Raw genomic sequence first — 19,016 nt, 5'->3', positions numbered from 1 at the left:
TACCAGCAGGGCGCAGGCGGGACATCGATCAAGCGATGGACAGGCCACACTGGATCGTCGGCGCCGGGGCGGCTAGCCTGAACCTTTTCGACTCTCGCTTCGGTCTGGTTTCGGCTTCGTTCCGGTCCGAAGCTGCGCTGGTTCCGCTCTTGGTTCACTCTTGGTTCACTCTTGGTTCACTCTTGGTTCTCTCTTGATTCACGCTGGATTCACGCTGGCCCCGCTCATGCCCCTTCTGCGATTTCGACCGTCACATCTCTGCTCTCTCCCGCGCCGATGGGCGACGCCGAGGCTGGCTACTCTGACGATGCTGCTGGTGCTCGGCCTCGATGCCCAGGCATCCTGCACCAGCACTGCAACAGGCGCTGGCCTGGCGCCAGGCGACTGGGTCACGCCCGGCGACACTCGCGCCCATACGGCGCCGGCGATGGGCTGGCCGATGCTTGCCCGCCAGCAGGTGGTCCTGCTGGGTGAACAGCACGATCGTCCCGACCACCATCGTTTCCAGCTGGCGAGCCTGGCCGCCCTGCACGCCCATCATCCGAATCTGGCCATTGGCCTTGAGATGCTGCCGAGGGAAAGCCAACCGGCACTGGACGCCTGGATCGCCGGTGACATCGAAGAGGCCGCCCTGCTCGAGCAGAGCCAGTGGTACCGCTACTGGGGCTTCGACCCCGAGCTGTACCTGCCGGTGCTGCGCTTTGCCCGGGACCAGGCGCTGCCGCTGAAGGCACTGAACGTCACCCCTGAGCTGCGCCAACGGCTGGTCGAGGATGGCGTCTCCACACTGCCGCCGGCACAACGCCACGGCATTCCCGAACCCGTACCGGCCATGCCGTCCTACCGTGAACGGCTCGAGGCGAGTCTCGAGGAACACGCCCTGGAACTTGCTGGCGAAGGCTTTGGCGAGGGCTTCGACGACGACATGATCGACGGCTTCGTCTACGCCCAGCAGGTGTGGGACATGGCCATGGCCCAGGGGCTCGCCGCCCTGGTCGAAGATGGCCACCTGGCGGTGGGCCTGGTGGGAATGGGTCACGCCAGCCACGGCGAGGGAATCGAGGCACAGCTTAAGAGCCTGGGTATCGCCGATGTCGCGAGCCTCTTGCCGCTGTCTGCCGACGACGCCTGCGAGGCCGAAGCGGGACTCGCCGACGCCGTCTTTGTGGTACGCGAAGACAAGCAGAGCGAGGGGCCGCGACTCGGGGTAGGTGTCGAATCAAGCGAGGACCGACCGGGCCTGGTGGTGACCGAGGTGGTCCCGAACAGCCCCGCCGAGGCCGCGGGGCTGCGCGTCGGCGACCGCATCCTGAGCTTTGCCGGGCATGGCATCGCGCATCCCTACCAGCTCAAGGCACTGGTGCCTCGCGTCCTGCCAGGTACCCAGGCCAGCATCACGGTGACGCGCGATCACCAGCGCCAGACGCTGACGGTGAGTTTCCCGATCGTGGCATCTGGCCCGGACGTCGAGCGAGGAGATGGTACTCGACAGCACCAGCGACCCGCACTGCAACAAGAGCAGCAACAAAAGCAGCAACAAGAGCAGGAACAGGTGCCTCAAGAATAGCGCTCCGGCGTTCAACGCCGCCGGTCGGTATCCAGCTCGACCAGACGGCGAGCCAATTCCTCTAGCTGATGCGGGGCGAAGACCTCGATGCCGGCATCGCGCAACAGCGCGGCGGTCACGCCTTCACCGGCGATCCTGCTGCCACTGAAGCGGCCATCGTACACCTGAGTGCTGCCACAGGACGGACTGGCGTCGGTCAACAGCGCCAACCGGCAGTGGTAGCGCCTGGCGGTGGCGAGCGCTCGCCTGGCGCCCGCCACAAAGGCCTCGGTGGGATCACCGCCGTCGATGTCGACGATCCTGAGTTCGCCTGCCAGCACCTGAGCGCCGCTGCCTCCTGCGATCTCCGCCGCGGGGCGCGGTGTGGGCAGGCCTCCCGCCACCTCGGGGCACACCGGCACCAGCCGTCCCTGGTCACGCCATTGGGCCAAACGCTCGTCGCCGAGCCACTTGTGCCCGGCGTCATATCGCACCGGATCCCCGAGCAGGCAGGCGCTGACCAGAAGTGGGGTCAGTTCTGCGGCGGCGGATGATGATTTCGGGTCCATCGTATCTACTCGTTCTACACAAGAGAGGGCGCAAGGGCGGCGACGACAGTCCCATGGTGCACCGGACCTGGACACAGACCAAGCCCGGTGCCGCCTCGGCGGCACCCGTGGTAAGCTCGCGTCTCGCAACATCAGCCAACCTTCAGTGAAGTTCAGGAGTCATCCCATGGTCCAGGCCACCGCCCGCCACATCCTCGTCGACAGCGAAGAAAAGTGCCAAACCCTCAAGACCGAGATCGAGAACGGTCGTGATTTTGCCGAGGTTGCCCGCGAGCACTCCTCCTGCCCGTCCGGCCGCCAGGGCGGCGACCTGGGCAGCTTCGGCCCCGGCCAGATGGTGCGTGAGTTCGACGAGGTCGTCTTCTCCGCCGACCTCAACAAGGTGCAGGGCCCGGTGAAGACCCAGTTTGGTTATCATCTGCTGGAAGTCACCAGCCGCGGCTAGGCTTGCCGAAAAGGCGCCTGCGCTTGGCGACCTTTCGACCGAGCCTCAGGCTTGCCTGAGCAGCAACGACAACGCCGCGAGAGATCGCGGCGTTGTCGTGTCGGCGTGTCGAATAATCCGCAGGGCACGGTCCAAGCGGGGCTATCAGAGCGATGCCGTCAGAGCGATGCCGTTAGAGCGACGCCGTCGGAACGTCGCTATCAGAGCGACGCTTTCAGCGTCATTCCACCCGGGTCAGGGGTTCGCCCCGGGTGTGGATCATCACCACGATCAGTTCCGCCGGTGTGTCGTCGCTGGCATTGACCAACTGTACGTGGCGCACGCCCTCGGGCTCTCGCCATTCGTCTCCGGGGCCAAAGCGTTCTTCTTCCCCCCCTTCAAGCTGCGAGATCACCTCACCGGTGGCCACCTTGACGTAGGCCGGCCCTGCGTGACGGTGAGGCGGCAGGCTGGCCCCCGGGTCCAGGGTGACCAGCACCATGGTCGAGATCAGGTTCGAGTCATCGGACACCCACTTCTGCTGCATGATGTTCTGGGACACGCTCGGCGTTACCTGCTCGCCCGCCTGCGCCGACGCCTGGGGCGAGACCGCGACCATCAGCGCCAGGCCGAGCCCCAGCAGCACCAGCGATCGCCAGGGTGACTGCACCAACGCCACTGCCCTGCTCGCCATTGGCTGACTTGCCATTGCACTGCTGGCCAATGCACTGCTTGCCATAGTACCGCTTGCCATAGCACCGCTTGCGATTGCTCTGCTTGCCATTGCTTCAGCCACATTTTTTTTATACGTCAGGGGGGACACTCGAGCCATGGATCGATCCTCTTGCCGAAGACGCCGTCGAATTGGGAATCCTTGAGTAGCGCGGCTGCGGCCTTCCTTACACGAGTCTGTCCAACGCACATCGTCGAACACCGTGTTCCACGCGTGACTGCCGGTTCTTGCACAGTCTCTTGGGAGAATTCACCCGCCTGGTCCGCAGGGCTGGGTTAGCCTAGGCAAAAAACAAGAACCCATGGACCGCGACGCTATCTGTTACCCGATGATGAGGACCCCCCTATGCCGATCACCGACACTCCCGACCGTTACGGCAGCATCAGCCGTTTCTTCCATTGGGCCATCGCCGCGTTGGTGGTGTGGCAGCTCGTTACCGCCAGCGCCAGGTTCCTGTTCGAGGACTCCTGGCTGGATGAACTGCTGTGGGGCAGCCACAAGCCCGTGGGATTGACGATTCTGGTGCTGATGCTGCTACGCGTGAGCTGGGCGCTGATCAACCAGCGGCGTCGCCCGGCACGGGTCAACCTGGCGTCGCACCTTGGCCATGTCGCGCTCTATGGACTGCTGATTCTCATCCCCTCCATCGCGCTCCTTCGCCAGTACGGCTCCGGCCGCGCCTTCTCGCCTTTCGGCATCGAACTGATGGCCGGCTTCGAAGGAGACGAGATCGCCTGGATGGAGGCCCCCGCCAACCTGCTCCATGGCTGGCTGGGCTGGGCCCTGTTCGCCCTCGCCCTCGGCCATGTGGTAATGGCGATGCTCCATCGCGTCAGCCGCCACAGTCCCGACGTACTGCCGCGGATGACCAACGTCACCCCACGCGACTGAGACGCGCCGGGACGGCGCCCGACTGTGTGCAGATCAGAGCGGTCGCGCTAGGATGGGCGGGGTCAATCGATAAGGACGTCTCCATGCCTCGCCCGCATCCCTCAGCATCTCTATCCGCCCGGGTCGCACCCGGGCGGCCTGTACCTGCCGCCGAAGGGGCCCAGACATGAGCGCCCCGATCATCGACGTCAAGGGACTGACCAAGGTCTACAACGGCGGTTTCGAGGCGCTCAAGGGCATCGATCTTGAGATTCGTCGCGGCGAGATCTTCGCCCTGCTCGGACCCAACGGCGCCGGCAAGACCACCCTCATCAGCGTCATCTGCGGCCTGGTCAATCCGTCCTCCGGGCGTGTGCTGGTCGATGGCCATGACATCCTCGACGACTTCCGCGCCGCCCGCTCGCGCATCGGGCTGGTGCCCCAGGAGTTGACCAGCGAGGCCTTCTCCACCGTCTGGGATACCGTCTCCTTCAGCCGCGGCCTGTTCGGCAAGCCGAAGGACCCGGCGCATATCGAGAAGGTACTGCGCCAGCTGAGCCTGTGGGAGAAACGCAAGAATCGCCTGATCACCCTGTCCGGCGGCATGAAACGACGAGTACTGATCGCCAAGGCGCTGGCCCACGAGCCCCAGGTGCTGTTTCTCGACGAACCCACCGCCGGGGTCGACGTCGAACTGAGGCGCGACATGTGGGAGGTGGTACGTGGACTCAGGCAGAGCGGCGTCACCATCATCCTCACCACCCACTACATCGAAGAAGCCGAGGAAATGGCCGAGCGCATCGGCGTGATTCGCGCAGGCGAACTGGTGCTGGTCGAAGACAAGCAGACACTGATGGCGAGCCTGGGGCGCAAGGAGCTGACCCTGCACCTGCGAGAACCGCTCTCCCAGTTGCCCGAGGCGCTCGCCCACCGCAGCCTGACCCTGGCCGATGACGGCCACGCCCTGGTCTATCGCTACGACGGTGCCGACGACGGCGAAGGCGCCATCGCCGACCTGCTGGGCGAGGTCGACGCCGCCGGCATCACCTTCAAGGACCTGCACACCCGTCAGAGCTCGCTGGAAGAGATCTTCGTCAATCTGGTCAAGGAACGGACATGAACCTCACCTCGGTCAAGACGCTGTATCGGGCCGAAATGGCCCGCAGCCTGCGCACCATCCTGCAGAGCGTGGTCTCTCCGGTGCTGTCGACCTCGCTGTACTTCGTGGTGTTCGGCTCGGCCATCGGGTCCCGCATCAGTGAGGTCGAGGGCATTCCCTACGGGGCCTTTATCGTGCCTGGCTTGATCATGCTGATGCTGCTGACCCAGAGCGTCTCCAACGCCTCTTTCGGGATCTTCTTTCCACGCTTCTCCGGCTCCGTCTACGAAATCCTGTCGGCGCCGATCTCGCCGCTGGAGATCGTGCTGGGCTTTGTCGGCGCCGCCGCCACCAAGTCGATCGTCCTGGGGCTTATCGTGCTGGGTACCGCCAGCCTGTTTGTGCCCTTTACCATCGAGCATCCACTGATGATGCTGCTGTTTCTGGTGCTCACCGCCCTGACCTTCAGCCTGCTCGGCTTCATCATCGGTATCTGGGCCGACGGCTTCGAGAAGCTCCAGCTGGTGCCACTGCTGGTGATCACCCCGCTGACCTTCCTCGGCGGCACCTTCTACTCCATCGACATGCTGCCACCGCTATGGCAGACGGTGACCCTGTTCAATCCGGTGGTCTATCTGGTGTCGGGCTTTCGCTACAGCTTCTACGGGCTCGGTGACGTCAGCGTGTGGATCAGCCTGGGCATGATCCTGTTGTTCATGGCCGTGGCCCTGGTGGTGATCCACGCCATCTTCAGAAGCGGCTATCGACTCAAGCCCTGAATCCAGGGACCCTTTCGACCCAACGGAGCAAGGGAAGCGCTGAAGAAATGTCGCGAGCGAAGAGAGGTCAGCTGCCGCCGGAGCGGAAAGTTTCTATTTTACATATGCTTAAATGAGAAGCTTGAACACCGCCGGCGGCCAATGGACGGCCCGTGAGTATCGAGCGCAGCAATTTATGCAGTGGTTCCCAATTGCGTTATCATCTGCCGCCGCCCCTTCCCACGAGGTCCCCATGCCGATATCCGCCTGTGTCATCCAGCGCCTCGAGAAGAGCGCCAGCGACAGTCCGGCAACCCTTGTGCCCGCAAGCGAACTGCATCCCGACAGTGACGCCCTGGACAGCCTGGTCACCCGCCTGACCGATGCCTACCACGGCAAGGCCAAGCGCTGGGGACGGCTCAATGAGCATACTGTCGCGGTGAGCGAGGTAGAGCAGGACGCTGTGGGCGCCAGCGATGCCTCTGTTGACGAGCCCCCGGCTGATGATACCCCGCCCTGGGACGACGCCGCGGCTGAATCCACCGGCCTGGTCGCCACGTCCAGCCGCTTCCCGGCCGAGTTCAAAGCCTACCTTCAGGACGAACGCGACCTGCAAACGCTCGCGGCGTCTCTGGGTGAAGCGATCAAGACACTGGTCGACGACCACCTGCCCACCGGTGGGCACCTGATCCTCGCCGACCAGCGCCAGGGCGAAACCCGTCACCTGTTTCTGGCGCTGGTGCACCATCGTGACGGCTTCGTCATCGGTGACGACGGCCGCGTCGCCATTACCGGGCAGGTCAACCACAGCCAGATGTCGCTGGCCTTTCGCCTCAACCTGACCCAATGGCAGGAAGGCGGCCCGTCGAGCCAGTACCTGTCACTGCTGGCCGACCGTGGTGCGCGCAAGCTGGCGGACGACCTGCAGGCGCTGCTCGGCGCCAGCGAAGGGGTCGACCCGAAGAGCGAGACCCGCACCCTGCTCAAGGCGTTCAGCGACTACGTGGAGCGCGAGGACATGGCCGAGGAGACCTCCCGCGAGAAGACCGACGCGCTGATCGACTACGCCCAGGATCAGGCCAGCCGTGGTGAGGCCATGACCCTGGACGAGCTGTCCGCGCTGGTGGACGACGACAAGCCGCGGGCCTTCTACGAGCACATCCGCAACGCCGACTACGGGCTGTCGCCGGAGATTCCGCCGGACAAGCGCACCCTGAACCAGTTCCGCCGCTTCACCGGCCGCGCCGAGGGCGTCTCGATCAGCTTCGACTCCCATCTGCTCGGCAACAGCATCGAGTACGACGAGGAGCGCGACCGGCTGATCATCAAGAAGCTGCCCAACAAGCTCAAGGAACAGCTCCAGGGCGGCTAAAAGTCCTCTATCAGGGCCAAGAAGGCTCGCCAGAAGAGCCTTCTTGGCCCTGCTTCAGCCTCAGTGCATGACGATCCCTGGCCAACGACGAGAGCGGCGACCATCCGGTCCCCTGTCGTCGCTCTTCTCGCTGCATCCAGTTCCTTCCCGCAACTCACGTCTCTTGCCGCAACGCCCCTCCCTGCAGCTCTTCTTGCTGCAACGCCCCTTGCCGCAACGCCCCTTTCTGCAGCTCCTCTTGCTGCAACGTCCCTTGCCACAACGCCCCTTTCTGCAGCTCCTCTTGCTGCAACGTCCCTTGCCACAACACCTCTTCCCACAACGCTTCATGCCGCAACGCCATGGGTCCTGCATTGCGGGCATGCACATCTCTTGAACCATTTTAGAGCGATCACTCAAAAATAGTTTGAGTGATCGCTCAATGACCGTTAGGGTGACGACGCGACATCGCAAAGGTCAGTCCGTGACCTCAGGTACATCGACGCACCGCCACCAAGGTGCAAGGGAGATGAGCAACGTGAGCGACGTAATGGAACATGTCGAAACGCGCCATACTTGGATCGAAGGCCATCGCCTCGCCTACAAGGAGATGGGACAAGGCCAGCCGCTGCTGCTGATCCACGGCATTCCGACCAACAAGTTGATGTGGCGGCATGTGATGCCGGAACTAGCCCGGCAGTATCGCGTGATCGCACCGGATATGCTCAATTACGGCGAGTCGGACATGCCCACGGATGCCGACGTCTCCATCAATGCCCAGGCCCGCCTCCTCGTGAAGCTGATGGATGCCTTGGGAGTGCCCAGCGCCGACATCGTCTCCCACGACATCGGTGGTGGCGTCAGCCAGCTGATCGCGGTCAACCATCCAGAGCGGGTACGCCGCCAGGTACTCATCGACAGCGTGTGCTTCGATTCCTGGCCGATACCAGAGTTCAAGCAGATGCTGGAGCCGGGGGTCGAGGCGTCCACCAGCGTCGAGGAGTTCATCGCGACCATGCGCGACTTCATGCCCAAGGGCGTCCACGATCCCGAGGCGGCGACCGAGCGCCTGAAGGAAATCTACGTCGAGCCGTGGAACAGCGCCGAAGGCAAGGCGGCCTTCTTCCGCAACATGCGCCGCCTCAACAAGGAATACACCCAGGCCATCGCCGGTGAGCTGAAGAACCTCGAGATCGATACCCTGGTGCTATGGGGCGACAAGGACAACTTCCAGAAGCCGGACTACGCGCCGATGCTGGCGGATGCCATACCCGGCGCCAGACTTGAATGGATCAAGGACGCCGGCCACTGGGTGACCGACGAGCAGCCGGAGGCGACCAGCCGTCATATCCTCGAATTTCTCGACAGGTCTGCCTAGACCTCGACCACACGATCCAGGCGCAGGTCATCCTCCGGGCGCTCGCCGGGATAGCCGCCGGGCACGGCCACCACGCGGGTGTCCCCCACCGTCAGCATCACCGGGTCGTGGACGTGGCCGTGGACCCACAGCGCCACGCCCTCCATCAACGCCTCGAGGCGCGAGGCGAAGGCCGGCGACAGCGGGTCGCCCTGATAGTGGGCGGGAATGCACTCGGCCAGGGGGGCGTGGTGGCTGACCACCACCGTGGCACCGCCAAACGGCCTGGCGAGCTCGGCCTCAAGCCAGGCCCGGTCCTCGCGGTGCAGCTCGACGCTGCGTTCCGGCGAGAAGACCTCACCTTCGGGTTCTTCGATGACCGCGAAGTCGGGCATCTGTCGCAGTGCAGCGGACAGCGTCTCGGTGGGGATGTCCTGCGGGTCGGGACGCTCGTCGTAGAGCGCGAAGTCGGTCCACAGTGTCGTGCCCAGAAAGCGCACGCCGCCGAGTTCCAGACTGGCATTGTCGAGCAGGTGAATGCCAAGCTCCCCGGCCCGTGTGGCCATCTCCCGGCGCAGGGCGCCCATGCGGTGCTCGTAGAATTCGTGGTTGCCGGGCACGTAGATCACCGGCTGATCCGCAAAGCGCCTGGCCGCCCACTCGAGCCCCTTGAGCCCGAGGTGAATGTCCCCGGCCAGGATGACCGCGTCGGCTTCGATCTCCGGTAGCTCGCGATCTCCGTCGAAGTGTTCCAGGTGCAGGTCGGACAGTATTCTCAGGCGCATGGTGTCGCCTCCCGGTTCCCGGCTAGAGGTTACGCTCGGTCAGGGCAAGCCTCGCGCCCAATCCCACGAACAAGGCACCCAACCCTCGTTCACACCATAGCCCAAGCCTGCGACTGCCGCGCAGGGCCTTGGCCAGCCTGGCCCCGGCGATCACCAGCGGAGGCTCGACCACGGCCGCTACCAGGATGATGGCCAGCCCGTGCAGCGCCAGCTGTAGGCTGACGGGTCCCGCCCCGGCCACCACGAACTGGGGCAGGAAGGCCAGAAAGAAGATGGCGACCTTGGGGTTGAGCAGCGAGATCATGATTCCATGGCGATAGATGCGGGTGCCGCTGGCAGGCACGACAGGCACTGCGGCGTCGTCCTCTGTCCCCCGCGCCAGCAGCGACTTGAGCCCCATCCACACCAGATAGGCGGCACCCAACCACTTCACCAGACTGAAGGCCAGCGCCGAGGTGGCGAGGATCGCCGACAGACCCAGCGCCGCCATGACGACGTGCAGCCCCGCCCCGCTCCATACCCCGAACATGGCGGCAAAGCCGCCACGGCGGCCATGGCGTGCGGTCTGGCCCAGCACGTAGGCCATGTCCGGCCCCGGGGAAAGGTTGAGCAGCAGTGCCGCCGACAGAAACGTGACCCAGTGGGCCAGGGAGTACTCGAGCATCGCGGTCTTGGCCTGGATAAAGATGGAGTATCGAATAAAGGAACACGCCAGACGCCCCGATGGGGGCATGGGGTGAATCCCCAGACTAGGTCGCGCGTCCGGGCGCGTCCACACTATCAGTTGAGGGAGCACGACCGACTGACGCATGCTAGACGCTTCCCCCCACTCACGCCCCCCCCTGGCACTGGCCAACCGGGGTGTCACGACCACCCGCCCCTGCACAGGAGTTCGTCATGCCGCTTCCCCGCTCGACCACATCATCTACGCTGCCTCACCTCGGCTTTATCGGTATCGGCCTGATGGGCGATCCACTCAGCCGCCGGCTGGCCGAGGCCGGGCATCCGTTGACGCTGTATAACCGCACCCGGGCCAAGGCCGAGGCGGTGGCCGCCGACACCGGTGCCCGGGTAGCCGACAGCGTCGCCGAGCTGACCGCCGAGGTGGACGTGATCCTGAGCTGCGTGGCCAATACCGAGGTGCTGCGCGAAGTGATGCTCGGCAGCGACGGCGTCATCGCCCGGGCGCGACCGGGACAGCGCATCATCGACATGACCAGCGCCGACCCCGCCGCCACCCGGGAGCTGGCCCAGGCCGCCAGCGAGGCGGGCGTGAGCTGGGTGGATGCGCCGGTCTCCGGCGGCGTGGCCGGCGCCGAAGCGGGCAGCCTGGCGATCATGTGTGGCGGCGACGCGGCGGACGTGGAGGCGGCCCGTGAGGTCCTCGCCCCGCTGGCCTCGCGCATCACCCACATGGGCCCGGTGGGCTCGGGCCAGGTCACCAAGCTGTGCAATCAGCTACTGGTCGGCTGCACCACCGCAGCCATCGCCGAGATGGTGGCGCTGGCCGAGGCCAGCGGGGTCGACGCCAGTCGCTTGCCCGACGCCCTGGCCGGTGGCTTCGCCGACTCGACGCCCTTTCGCATGCTGACCCCGCGCATGGCCAGTCGCGACTTCGAGGCGCCGAGCTGGCACCTGCGCACCCTGCTCAAGGACGTCGACATGGCCACCGCCCAGGGGCATCGTCAGTCCAGCGCCACGCCCATGGCGGCCCTGGCTGCCCAGCTGATGCGCAGCCGGCTCGCCCGCGGCGAGGGTGAAAAGGATCCGGCGACGCTGATTCGCCTGTATCGAGACGACGAGGCCCAGCACTGACGCCGAGGATTGTTCCGCCCACGGGGCTACCGTACACTCGTTTGAAATCACTTCGTTGCCACTTCGTTATTCAGGATCCTCGCCCATGGCGTTTGACTCGACTTCCACCTACGTCGCCACGGATGCCCTCAAGCAGGCCGTCAATGCCGCGGTAACGCTGAAGCGCCCGCTGTTGATCAAGGGTGAGCCGGGCACCGGCAAGACCTTGCTGGCCGAGGAGCTCGCCGCCTCGCTCGGCACCCGGCTGATCACCTGGCACATCAAGTCCACCACCAAGGCCGCCCAGGGGCTCTACGAGTACGACGCGGTCAGCCGCCTGCGCGACTCCCAGCTTGGCGTGGAAGGCGTCGACAACGTCGCCAACTACCTGCGTCCGGGCAAGCTGTGGGAAGCCTTCACCGCCGACGAACGGGTGGTGCTGTTGATCGACGAGATCGACAAGGCCGACATCGAGTTCCCCAACGATCTGCTGCAGGAACTCGACCGCATGGAGTTCTTCGTCTACGAGACCGGAGAGACCATTCGCGCCCGTCACCGGCCCATCGTGGTGATCACCTCCAACAACGAGAAGGAGCTGCCCGACGCCTTCCTGCGCCGCTGCTTCTTCCACTACATCGAGTTTCCCGACCGCGCCACCATGGAGCGCATCGTCGCTGTGCACTTCCCGGATATCGCGCCGCGGCTGGTCAGCCAGGCGCTGGAGGTGTTCTTCGAGCTGCGCGAGGCGCCGGGGCTCAAGAAGCGCCCGTCGACCTCGGAACTGGTCGACTGGCTGAAGCTTTTGATGGCCGACGAGGTCGCCCGCGAGGCCCTGAGCCAGCGTGATCCGGCCAAGAGCCTGCCGCCGCTGGCCGGCGCCCTGGTCAAGAACGAGCAGGACACCGCTCTGCTGGAGCGCCTCGCCTTCATGGTGCGGCGTCAGGGTCGCTGATGTTTCTCGATCTATTCGACACCCTGCGCCGTCACCAGGTGCCGGTCTCGTTGCGCGAGCTGCTGGATCTGCACGCCGCCGTCGAAGCCGGCGTAGTATTCGCCGATATCGACGACTTCTACCGGCTGGCGCGTACCGTGATGGTCAAGGACGAGCGCCATTTCGACCGTTTCGATCGCGCCTTTGCCGCCTGGATGGGGTCGGTGGAAGGCCTCGATGCGGCCATCGATGCGTTGATCCCGGACGACTGGCTACGCCGTGAATTCGAGCGTCAACTCAGCGACGAGGAGAAGGCGCAGATCCAGTCGCTGGGTGGGCTTGAAAAGCTGATCGAGACCTTCAAGCAACGCCTGGCCGAGCAGAAGGAGCGCCACGCCGGCGGCAGCAAGTGGATCGGCACCGGCGGCACCAGCCCCTTCGGCGCCTACGGCTACAATCCCGAGGGCGTACGCATCGGCCAGGATGGCTCGCGCCATCGGCGTGCGGTCAAGGTCTGGGACGAGCGGCGCTTTCGCGACTACGACGACGACCAGGCGCTGGGGCCGCGCAACATCAAGATGGCGCTGCGTCGCCTGCGCCGCTTCGCCCGCCAGGGGGCGCTCGAGGAATTCGACATTGACGCCACCATCCGCGATACCGCACGGGACGCCGGTCTGCTCAACCTGCGCATGCGCCCGCCGCGTCACAACGCGGTCAAGGTGCTGCTGTTTCTCGACGTGGGCGGGTCCATGGACGACCACATCCGCGTCTGCGAGGAGCTGTTCTCGGCGGCGCGCTCCGAGTTCAAGCACCTGGAGCACTTCTACTTCCACAACTGCCTCTACGAGGGCGTCTGGCGCAACAACGCCCGACGCCACAAGGAGCGCTTCTCGACCTGGGAGTTGATGCGCACCTACGGTGCCGACTATCAGGTGGTGGTGGTCGGCGATGCGTCGATGTCGCCCTACGAGATCACCCACCCCGGCGGCAGCGTGGAGCACTTCAACGAGGAACCGGGCGGGGTCTGGCTCAGGCGCCTGGCCGAGCGCTACCCGCGGCTGGTCTGGCTCAACCCCAACCCGCCGCGCTATTGGGAGTACACTCCTTCGACCCGGCTGATTCGCGAGCTGATCCACGAGCGCATGTATCCCATGACGCTGGAGGGACTGGATGAAGCGATGCGCGAACTGGCGCGCTGACCATGGTGTTGCTGGGGGACCGGACAGTTGGCACCACCTCGCCGTCGCCCGCAATCACCGCATCAGGCAATTTCGTGAGAAAATAGCCGAATCAAGCTATAAATAGGCGTAATAGGTCTCTAGCGCTATCCGCGCTCACCACGGAGCCATCCGCGTCATGTCCGATCCCATCATCGCTGTACTCACTGGCGACCTGATTGCCTCTCGTCAACGTGATCGCGAGGCCCTCTACCGCTGCCTCGATGACACCCTCGAGGCCCTGGCCAGACGCCACGACGGCGACTTCCACCGCTTTCGTGGCGATGGCTTCCAACTGGCCATCCGCCAGGGCGACCGGGGCCTTGAGGCGGCGGTGGCATTGCGCGCCAGCCTGATCGGCCAGAGTCCAGCCCACGAACGCTGGGACGCCCGTATCGCCGTCGCCCGGGGCCCGGCGGGCTGGGCCCCGGGCGCCCCCCTGGCCGACGCCGATGATCCCCCCTTCATGGCCTCAGGGCAGGCCCTGGACGGTCTGTCCGCCCATGGCGCTCACCTTGGCTTCGACCAGCCCGAGACCACCGCCGAGTCGCTGCTGATACGCTATCTCGACGAGATGATCGACGCCTGGTCCAGCCCCTCCGCTCAGGTGGTGGCCCTCAGCCTGGCCGAGCCCGAGCTGACCCAGGCCGAGATGGCCGGCCGACTGGGCATCCGCCAGCCCAGTGTCCACAAGCGACTGAAGACCGCCCGTTGGGCACTGCTGAGCGATACCCTGGCCTGTCTGGCGTCGGCGGCGCAGGAGCGCACATGAACACTCTGGTCCTGGATCTCGCACCAGCGTCATCGTCGTCGCTGTCGCTTCTACTGGCCCTGCTGCTGGCGCACCTGCTTGGCGACTTCGTGCTGCAACCGGATCGCTGGGTAGCGGATAGACAGACCCGCGGCATACGCAGTCCCTGTCTGGCACTGCACGCTCTGGTGCATGCCGTCCTTGCCTGGCTTGCGTTGTGCGCCTTGCGGTCTGTCGCCGGTATCGACGACGGCATCGACGCCACCATGGCGGCCGTGATGCTGGGGCTCGCCCACTGGACGATCGATGCCGCCAAGGCCAAGGCGACGCGCCGCTGGCCCACCCGGCAACTTGGCCTGTTCATGCTCGACCAGGGCCTGCACGGCGCGACCATCGTGCTGGTGTGGCTGTGGCTCGTCGGTAGCCTGTCGCCACTGACAGCGATGCTTGCACACCTGAGCACACCGTCCTCGCTGCTCCTGCTGCTCGCCTATCTGCTGGTCACCCGGCCCATGGCGGTCGCCATCGCCCTGGCCATGGCCCCCCTGGCTCGACAACTCAAGGCACCCGGTACGCTGGATCGGGCCGGCGCCCGCATCGGCATCCTCGAGCGCCTGCTGGTACTGACCCTGACCCTGCTCGACCAGCTCACCGCCGGCGGCTTTCTGCTGGCGGCCAAGTCCGTGCTGCGTTTTGGTGACCTGAAGGAGAGCCGAGACCGCAAGTTGACCGAGTATGTGCTGCTGGGAACCCTGGCCAGCGTCACCAGCACCCTGGTGCTTGGCCTGCTGGTGCGACTGTGGCTTGGAGGCCAAAGCGGATGACAGAACGGATGCCAAAGTGCATGACAAGGTGGCTGACCAGGTGGCTAACCGGGTGGCTGACCAAGTGTATAAGGAAGTGGACAGGGCAAAACGCCACGATCTTCGTGACTGCGCCGGGGCATCTCCGCGATCGACGCAGGCCCGCGCTGCTCGTCAGTACACTGCTCGTTTCACTGATCGGGCTTGCCGGCTGCGACCTTGCCGGCGGCCTGGCCACCGAGGCGCTGATCCAGCGGGGCCCCGCCCTGGAGCCGCGCGACGGCTATGTGGTGGACCATCGCCACCCGGCTCGGGGCCACAATAGCCGCGTGCACTTCCTGATCCTGCACTACACCGACGAGAACCAGGCCGACTCCCTGCGCGCCCTGACCGGGCCCCGGGTATCGAGCCACTACCTGGTGCCGCTGCCCACACGCCGCCTGCAGAATACCCCGGTGGTGTTCCAGCTGGTGCCCGAGAGCCGCCGTGCCTGGCACGCCGGCGCCAGCCGCTGGGGAAATCGCGTGGGGCTCAACGACACCTCCATCGGCATCGAGATCGTCAACCAGGGGCCCGATCGCCCCTGGGTCGGCAGCGAGCTAGATGCCCCCGAGGGCCCGGTGCGCTGGGCAAGCTACCCCGATGACCAGCTCAACGCCTTGATTCCGCTGGCCCGGGATATCATCGAGCGTCACCGGATCGCCCCGGAGCACGTGCTGGCGCACTCCGATGTGGCACCGCTGCGCAAGCTCGACCCGGGGCCGGCCTTTCCCTGGCGCAAGCTTCACGAGGCCGGCATCGGCGCCTGGCCCGAGGCCCCGCGCGTCGCCCACTACCGCAGCCGCTTCGAGCGTGAACCACCGGCGCTGATCGAATGGCAGCGGGCGCTGGCCGCCTGGGGCTACGGGATCGAAGCCAGTGGCGTGTGGGATGACGCCAGTCGCGCCACCCTGCGGGCCTTCCAACTGCACTTTCGACCGGCGAACTTCGATGGCCAGCCAGACGCCGACAGCGCGGCAAGGCTATGGGCCCTGCTCGAGCGCTATCGACCCGAGGCGCTGGAGCAATTGGAACAAGGAGCGCAACGGAAAGCACTCTGACGACGTGACGGGACGAGCTTCAACCGGAACCGTCGCTGGCGGCACCGGGTAGATAGTGGATCACATCGTGAAAGCGCAGCGTCCCCGGCCCCTCATTGCGCATCAGGTGGGGACGATCGGCGAAGAAGCGCAGCCCTTCCCCCGCCTTCAACAGATGCCAGTCGTCGTCGATCGCCAGCACCAGCTCGCCCTCCACCACCACCAGATGCTCCACCACCCCCGGCGCATGGGGACTCGAAGCGCTCTCGGCGCCTTCGGCCAGCTCGATCTCGAACATCTCGAAACCCAGCATGGGATCATAGGGAAACAGCAGCTTGGCGCGCATGCCGGCGCTGTCCCTGCCCCATACCGAATCGTCGATACTCACGCGCCGTTCTTCCAGGGGGCCGTCCATGGCCCGTGTCGGGCTCCCGAACAGCGACGAGAAGCTGACCCGAAAGCCGCTGGCGATACGCCATAGCGTGGCGACGGTGGGACTCGACTCGCCACGCTCGATCTGGCCGAGCATGGCCTTGCTGACGCCGGTTTCGCGAGCGGCACGCTCGAGACTCCAGCCCTGAGCCTGGCGCAGTCCCTTCAGGGTGGTGGCGATATGGTCGGCAATATCCTGCATGGCGGCCTCCAGAAAGGTCGGCCCAGTATACGCAAGGTTTACGCCGCTGGCCCGCCGTCGCTTGCGGTCAGCACACCACACCTTACGCGCCACGACTCCTGCCTCTTGTTCCTCTTCTCTTGTTCCTCGTCTCTCGTCTCTTCTCTCTTCTCTCACTTCAGCATGCTTGTGCGTTATAACGTCCACTGCTAGCCTTGGACGTTATAACGCACAAGCACCAATGTACCCGCTCCGCGGTTTCCCTGGCTTTTTCTGGACCGTCTCATGAAAGCTTCGCCAAGTTCACTGGCCGCCAAGGCTGGCCAGACGCATCGCCCGAAGATGCTCGACGACCTTCATCCCTCCACGCTGGCCGCCGGGTTCGCCGCGGTCTTGATCGGCTACGCCAGTTCCGCCGCGATCATCTTCCAGGCGGCCCAGGCCGCCGCTATCGATCAGGCCCAGATCGGCTCCTGGATGTGGGCCCTGGGCATCGGCATGGGTGTGACATCGCTGGGGCTGTCCTGGCGCTATCGCATGCCGCTGCTGACCGCCTGGTCGACGCCCGGGGCGGCGTTGCTGGTGACCCAGTTGCCCGGCGTGCCCTTCGACCAGGCCGTCGGTGCCTTCCTGCTGTCATCGCTGCTGATGCTCGCCGTCGCCGCCAGCGGCCTGGTCGAGCGCATTATGGCGGTGGTGCCGGCGTCGATCGCCTCGGCCATGCTGGCCGGCATCCTGTTGCCCTTCGTGCTGGAAGTCTTCACCACCGTGCAGACGGACCCCTGGCTGCCGCTGGCTCTGCTGGGTGTATGGATGCTGTGCCGCCGCCTGGCGCCACGCCTGGCCATCGTCACGGTCCTGGCCGCGGGGGTGGCGCTGTGCCTGGGCCGCGGCGACTTGAGTCTGGCGGGTGTTGCCGTGAGTCTGACCCGTCCCGCCTGGGTGACCCCGGCCTTCGATCCTGTGGTGTGCCTGGGTATCGGCATACCGCTGTTCGCGGTCACCCTGACCACCCAGAACCTGCCGGGGTTCGCCATGGTCAGAAGCGCGGGCTTTACGCCGCCGGTGGCGGCAAGCCTGGGGGCCACCGGCCTGGCGTCGCTGCTGATGGCACCCTTCGGTGGCCACGGCGTCAACATGGCGGCGATCAGCGCGGCCCCCTGCCTTGGCGAAGAGGCCCACCGCGAGCCTGGGCGACGCTACACCGCCGGCATTGCGGCGGGAATGGGCTATCTGCTGCTGGGCGCCCTGGGGGCGACGGTGGCGTCGTTGTTCGACGCCCTGCCCAGCGCCATGATCGCGGTGGTGGCGGGACTTGCGCTGATGGCCACCCTGGGCGGTGCGCTACGTACCGCCTTCAGCGACGGCGACAACCTGGACGCGGTGCTGGTCACCTTCGCCATCACCGCATCGCCATTGACCCTGGCGGGCATCGGCTCGGCCTTCTGGGGCCTGGTGGCGGGGCTGATCGTGCTGAGACTGCAGCGCAGGCGCTGAGTCGGGGGCGGTAGAGATTGCGGGAAGGATGCTGCGGGGGCGGCCGCTCAGGCGGCGATGGAAGGATCACAAGACAAGGGAAGAACCACAGGAGCAGCCGCCGGGTGCTGCGCGCGCACCCGGCGTGATCGATCTCAGCCGTCCAGCGACACGCTGTCGGGCGAGGCACTGGCTGGCAAGGCACGGGCTGGCAAACCACGGCCAGCGTGGGTCGCCTCGTCACTGGCCATGCGCACCATGGCCAGGGCCTCATCCAGGCTCTCGACCTGCTCGACACGCACCAGCTCGTCGCTCAGCTTGACCTCGGTACCGACACGTTCGCTGACCAGCCGCTCGAGGCTCGCCAGATCGCGTCCCTCGCCCATGGGCAGAGAATCGACGCTGGCGGAGCCCGTACCCGGCAGGTAGATGGTGCCGTTGGAGAAGTCCACCGCGTAGGCGATCACCCCGGGCACGATAAAGAACAGCAGGCCGACGCCGTTGGCCACCGCCACCACCGGGTCGATGCGACCACTGATCTGCCCCTTGCGTTCAGGGTGAAAGACGGTGCCGCAGCCGACGAGCGAGGTCAGGGTGGTGGCAAGCACCAGGCCGGTAAGCAGACGGGGCGGACGCAGCATGAACAACTTCCTCTTGCAGTAATCTGGCATAAATGACGGAAAGCGGTGCCGACAACGACTCGACCGCTGCCCAGCATGATAAAACTCATGCGCATCCTACCACGTTCGCCACCCGTCGCTCCTTGTCGCCACCAACGGTGGCGGTTGCTTTTGCCGGCATGACACCTTCCCCGTACAATGCACGTCACTTTCATGGCCGGATGCGAGTCGCCGAGGATG

21 protein-coding genes are annotated in these 19,016 nt (G+C 65.6%); 14 read left to right on the top strand and 7 right to left on the bottom strand.

Annotated elements, in window-relative coordinates; genetic code table 11:
• Positions 1–307: 307 nt before the first annotated feature.
• Positions 308–1,567 carry a ChaN family lipoprotein gene (locus KUV74_RS20925; RefSeq protein ID WP_261395553.1) on the top strand — a complete coding sequence of 420 codons (1,260 nt, stop codon included), beginning with the start codon at positions 308–310 and terminating at the stop codon, positions 1,565–1,567.
• Between the two features lie 11 nt (positions 1,568–1,578).
• Here the strand turns inward: KUV74_RS20925 and KUV74_RS18000 are convergent, their stop codons facing one another.
• On the bottom strand, positions 1,579–2,115 hold the full coding sequence (locus KUV74_RS18000; protein ID WP_181248637.1) for a DUF523 domain-containing protein: 537 nt from the start codon (positions 2,113–2,115) through the stop codon (positions 1,579–1,581).
• 166 nt (positions 2,116–2,281) lie between these two features.
• On the opposite strand from KUV74_RS18000, the gene KUV74_RS17995 reads away from it, so the two are divergent.
• Positions 2,282–2,560: a peptidylprolyl isomerase gene (locus KUV74_RS17995; RefSeq protein ID WP_045994272.1), complete on the top strand. Its 279-nt coding sequence runs from the start codon at positions 2,282–2,284 to the stop codon at positions 2,558–2,560.
• A 220-nt stretch (positions 2,561–2,780) separates the two neighbouring features.
• Here KUV74_RS17995 and KUV74_RS17990 read toward each other — a convergent pair whose 3' ends face one another.
• A complete protein-coding gene (locus tag KUV74_RS17990; protein ID WP_222517006.1) occupies positions 2,781–3,233 on the bottom strand; it encodes a cupin domain-containing protein in 453 nt (150 codons plus the stop codon).
• Between the two features lie 384 nt (positions 3,234–3,617).
• Here KUV74_RS17990 and KUV74_RS17985 point away from each other — a divergent pair, with 384 nt between their 5' ends.
• From KUV74_RS17985 to KUV74_RS17970, 4 genes are all read left to right on the top strand, one after another.
• Complete coding sequence (locus KUV74_RS17985; RefSeq protein WP_222517005.1) at positions 3,618–4,163, top strand: cytochrome b; 546 nt, start codon at positions 3,618–3,620, stop codon at positions 4,161–4,163.
• Positions 4,164–4,329: 166 nt separating this feature from the next.
• Complete coding sequence (locus KUV74_RS17980; protein ID WP_108132730.1) at positions 4,330–5,262, top strand: ABC transporter ATP-binding protein; 933 nt, start codon at positions 4,330–4,332, stop codon at positions 5,260–5,262.
• The gene (locus KUV74_RS17975; RefSeq protein WP_108132729.1) at positions 5,259–6,020 is read left to right on the top strand and encodes an ABC transporter permease; all 762 of its coding nucleotides are present in this window, start codon (positions 5,259–5,261) and stop codon (positions 6,018–6,020) included. Before KUV74_RS17980 ends, KUV74_RS17975 begins: the two co-directional genes overlap by 4 nt.
• Positions 6,021–6,252: 232 nt before the next feature.
• Complete coding sequence (locus KUV74_RS17970) at positions 6,253–7,371, top strand: nucleoid-associated protein (protein ID WP_222517004.1); 1,119 nt, start codon at positions 6,253–6,255, stop codon at positions 7,369–7,371.
• A 154-nt stretch (positions 7,372–7,525) separates the two neighbouring features.
• On the opposite strand, the gene KUV74_RS17965 is transcribed toward KUV74_RS17970, so the two are convergent.
• Positions 7,526–7,714, bottom strand: coding sequence for a hypothetical protein (locus KUV74_RS17965; RefSeq protein ID WP_222517003.1), 189 nt, complete (start codon positions 7,712–7,714; stop codon positions 7,526–7,528).
• A gap of 165 nt (positions 7,715–7,879) precedes the next feature.
• Here KUV74_RS17965 and KUV74_RS17960 point away from each other — a divergent pair, with 165 nt between their 5' ends.
• The gene (locus KUV74_RS17960; protein WP_261395551.1) at positions 7,880–8,728 is read left to right on the top strand and encodes an alpha/beta fold hydrolase; all 849 of its coding nucleotides are present in this window, start codon (positions 7,880–7,882) and stop codon (positions 8,726–8,728) included.
• Here the strand turns inward: KUV74_RS17960 and KUV74_RS17955 are convergent.
• Positions 8,725–9,492 (bottom strand): metallophosphoesterase family protein, encoded by a 768-nt coding sequence (locus KUV74_RS17955; RefSeq protein ID WP_222517002.1) that lies wholly within the window; start codon positions 9,490–9,492, stop codon positions 8,725–8,727. The genes KUV74_RS17960 and KUV74_RS17955 overlap by 4 nt on opposite strands.
• Before the next feature lie 22 nt (positions 9,493–9,514).
• Complete coding sequence (locus KUV74_RS17950) at positions 9,515–10,156, bottom strand: LysE family translocator (protein WP_222517046.1); 642 nt, start codon at positions 10,154–10,156, stop codon at positions 9,515–9,517.
• A gap of 233 nt (positions 10,157–10,389) precedes the next feature.
• Between KUV74_RS17950 and KUV74_RS17945 the strand changes: the two genes are divergently transcribed.
• The 6 genes from KUV74_RS17945 (at position 10,390) to KUV74_RS17920 (ending at position 16,088) form a co-directional block, all read left to right on the top strand.
• Positions 10,390–11,307: an NAD(P)-dependent oxidoreductase gene (locus KUV74_RS17945; RefSeq protein ID WP_045994265.1), complete on the top strand. Its 918-nt coding sequence runs from the start codon at positions 10,390–10,392 to the stop codon at positions 11,305–11,307.
• Positions 11,308–11,392: 85 nt separating this feature from the next.
• Positions 11,393–12,238 carry an AAA family ATPase gene (locus KUV74_RS17940; protein WP_045994264.1) on the top strand — a complete coding sequence of 282 codons (846 nt, stop codon included), beginning with the start codon at positions 11,393–11,395 and terminating at the stop codon, positions 12,236–12,238.
• Positions 12,238–13,416 carry a vWA domain-containing protein gene (locus KUV74_RS17935; RefSeq protein WP_045994263.1) on the top strand — a complete coding sequence of 393 codons (1,179 nt, stop codon included), beginning with the start codon at positions 12,238–12,240 and terminating at the stop codon, positions 13,414–13,416. Before KUV74_RS17940 ends, KUV74_RS17935 begins: the two co-directional genes overlap by 1 nt.
• Before the next feature lie 157 nt (positions 13,417–13,573).
• The gene (locus KUV74_RS17930) at positions 13,574–14,206 is read left to right on the top strand and encodes a hypothetical protein (RefSeq protein ID WP_045994262.1); all 633 of its coding nucleotides are present in this window, start codon (positions 13,574–13,576) and stop codon (positions 14,204–14,206) included.
• Positions 14,203–15,009, top strand: coding sequence for a DUF3307 domain-containing protein (locus KUV74_RS17925; RefSeq protein WP_222517001.1), 807 nt, complete (start codon positions 14,203–14,205; stop codon positions 15,007–15,009). Before KUV74_RS17930 ends, KUV74_RS17925 begins: the two co-directional genes overlap by 4 nt.
• 104 nt (positions 15,010–15,113) lie before the next feature.
• Positions 15,114–16,088, top strand: a complete 975-nt coding sequence (locus tag KUV74_RS17920) for an N-acetylmuramoyl-L-alanine amidase (RefSeq protein ID WP_315900863.1) — start codon at positions 15,114–15,116, stop codon at positions 16,086–16,088.
• 19 nt (positions 16,089–16,107) lie between these two features.
• On the opposite strand, the gene KUV74_RS17915 is transcribed toward KUV74_RS17920, so the two are convergent.
• Complete coding sequence (locus KUV74_RS17915) at positions 16,108–16,701, bottom strand: helix-turn-helix domain-containing protein (protein ID WP_045994260.1); 594 nt, start codon at positions 16,699–16,701, stop codon at positions 16,108–16,110.
• A gap of 264 nt (positions 16,702–16,965) precedes the next feature.
• On the opposite strand from KUV74_RS17915, the gene KUV74_RS17910 reads away from it, so the two are divergent.
• Positions 16,966–18,177 (top strand): benzoate/H(+) symporter BenE family transporter, encoded by a 1,212-nt coding sequence (locus tag KUV74_RS17910; RefSeq protein ID WP_083970565.1) that lies wholly within the window; start codon positions 16,966–16,968, stop codon positions 18,175–18,177.
• A 134-nt stretch (positions 18,178–18,311) separates the two neighbouring features.
• On the opposite strand, the gene KUV74_RS17905 is transcribed toward KUV74_RS17910, so the two are convergent.
• Positions 18,312–18,797, bottom strand: a complete 486-nt coding sequence (locus tag KUV74_RS17905) for a hypothetical protein (RefSeq protein WP_253029412.1) — start codon at positions 18,795–18,797, stop codon at positions 18,312–18,314.
• Positions 18,798–19,016: the final 219 nt, after the last annotated feature.

Origin of the sequence: Halomonas sp. DP1Y21-3 (assembly GCF_019801245.1) — a bacterium.
GTDB lineage: Bacteria > Pseudomonadota > Gammaproteobacteria > Pseudomonadales > Halomonadaceae > Halomonas > Halomonas litopenaei.
Note: the sequence above shows the minus strand (reverse complement) of the source record. Positions and strands in the feature narration are given on the sequence as shown.

What these genes read in the sequence shown, in the direction of transcription:
- KUV74_RS20925 (WP_261395553.1), top strand. Translation starts at nt 308, where the DNA reads ATGCTGCTGGTGCTCGGCCTCGATGCCCAGGCATCCTGCACCAGCACT.
- KUV74_RS18000 (WP_181248637.1), bottom strand. Translation starts at nt 2,115, where the DNA reads ATGGACCCGAAATCATCATCCGCCGCCGCAGAACTGACCCCACTTCTG.
- KUV74_RS17995 (WP_045994272.1), top strand. Translation starts at nt 2,282, where the DNA reads ATGGTCCAGGCCACCGCCCGCCACATCCTCGTCGACAGCGAAGAAAAG.
- KUV74_RS17990 (WP_222517006.1), bottom strand. Translation starts at nt 3,233, where the DNA reads ATGGCGAGCAGGGCAGTGGCGTTGGTGCAGTCACCCTGGCGATCGCTG.
- KUV74_RS17985 (WP_222517005.1), top strand. Translation starts at nt 3,618, where the DNA reads ATGCCGATCACCGACACTCCCGACCGTTACGGCAGCATCAGCCGTTTC.
- KUV74_RS17980 (WP_108132730.1), top strand. Translation starts at nt 4,330, where the DNA reads ATGAGCGCCCCGATCATCGACGTCAAGGGACTGACCAAGGTCTACAAC.
- KUV74_RS17975 (WP_108132729.1), top strand. Translation starts at nt 5,259, where the DNA reads ATGAACCTCACCTCGGTCAAGACGCTGTATCGGGCCGAAATGGCCCGC.
- KUV74_RS17970 (WP_222517004.1), top strand. Translation starts at nt 6,253, where the DNA reads ATGCCGATATCCGCCTGTGTCATCCAGCGCCTCGAGAAGAGCGCCAGC.
- KUV74_RS17965 (WP_222517003.1), bottom strand. Translation starts at nt 7,714, where the DNA reads ATGGCGTTGCGGCATGAAGCGTTGTGGGAAGAGGTGTTGTGGCAAGGG.
- KUV74_RS17960 (WP_261395551.1), top strand. Translation starts at nt 7,880, where the DNA reads ATGAGCAACGTGAGCGACGTAATGGAACATGTCGAAACGCGCCATACT.
- KUV74_RS17955 (WP_222517002.1), bottom strand. Translation starts at nt 9,492, where the DNA reads ATGCGCCTGAGAATACTGTCCGACCTGCACCTGGAACACTTCGACGGA.
- KUV74_RS17950 (WP_222517046.1), bottom strand. Translation starts at nt 10,156, where the DNA reads ATGCTCGAGTACTCCCTGGCCCACTGGGTCACGTTTCTGTCGGCGGCA.
- KUV74_RS17945 (WP_045994265.1), top strand. Translation starts at nt 10,390, where the DNA reads ATGCCGCTTCCCCGCTCGACCACATCATCTACGCTGCCTCACCTCGGC.
- KUV74_RS17940 (WP_045994264.1), top strand. Translation starts at nt 11,393, where the DNA reads ATGGCGTTTGACTCGACTTCCACCTACGTCGCCACGGATGCCCTCAAG.
- KUV74_RS17935 (WP_045994263.1), top strand. Translation starts at nt 12,238, where the DNA reads ATGTTTCTCGATCTATTCGACACCCTGCGCCGTCACCAGGTGCCGGTC.
- KUV74_RS17930 (WP_045994262.1), top strand. Translation starts at nt 13,574, where the DNA reads ATGTCCGATCCCATCATCGCTGTACTCACTGGCGACCTGATTGCCTCT.
- KUV74_RS17925 (WP_222517001.1), top strand. Translation starts at nt 14,203, where the DNA reads ATGAACACTCTGGTCCTGGATCTCGCACCAGCGTCATCGTCGTCGCTG.
- KUV74_RS17915 (WP_045994260.1), bottom strand. Translation starts at nt 16,701, where the DNA reads ATGCAGGATATTGCCGACCATATCGCCACCACCCTGAAGGGACTGCGC.
- KUV74_RS17910 (WP_083970565.1), top strand. Translation starts at nt 16,966, where the DNA reads ATGAAAGCTTCGCCAAGTTCACTGGCCGCCAAGGCTGGCCAGACGCAT.
- KUV74_RS17905 (WP_253029412.1), bottom strand. Translation starts at nt 18,797, where the DNA reads ATGCTGCGTCCGCCCCGTCTGCTTACCGGCCTGGTGCTTGCCACCACC.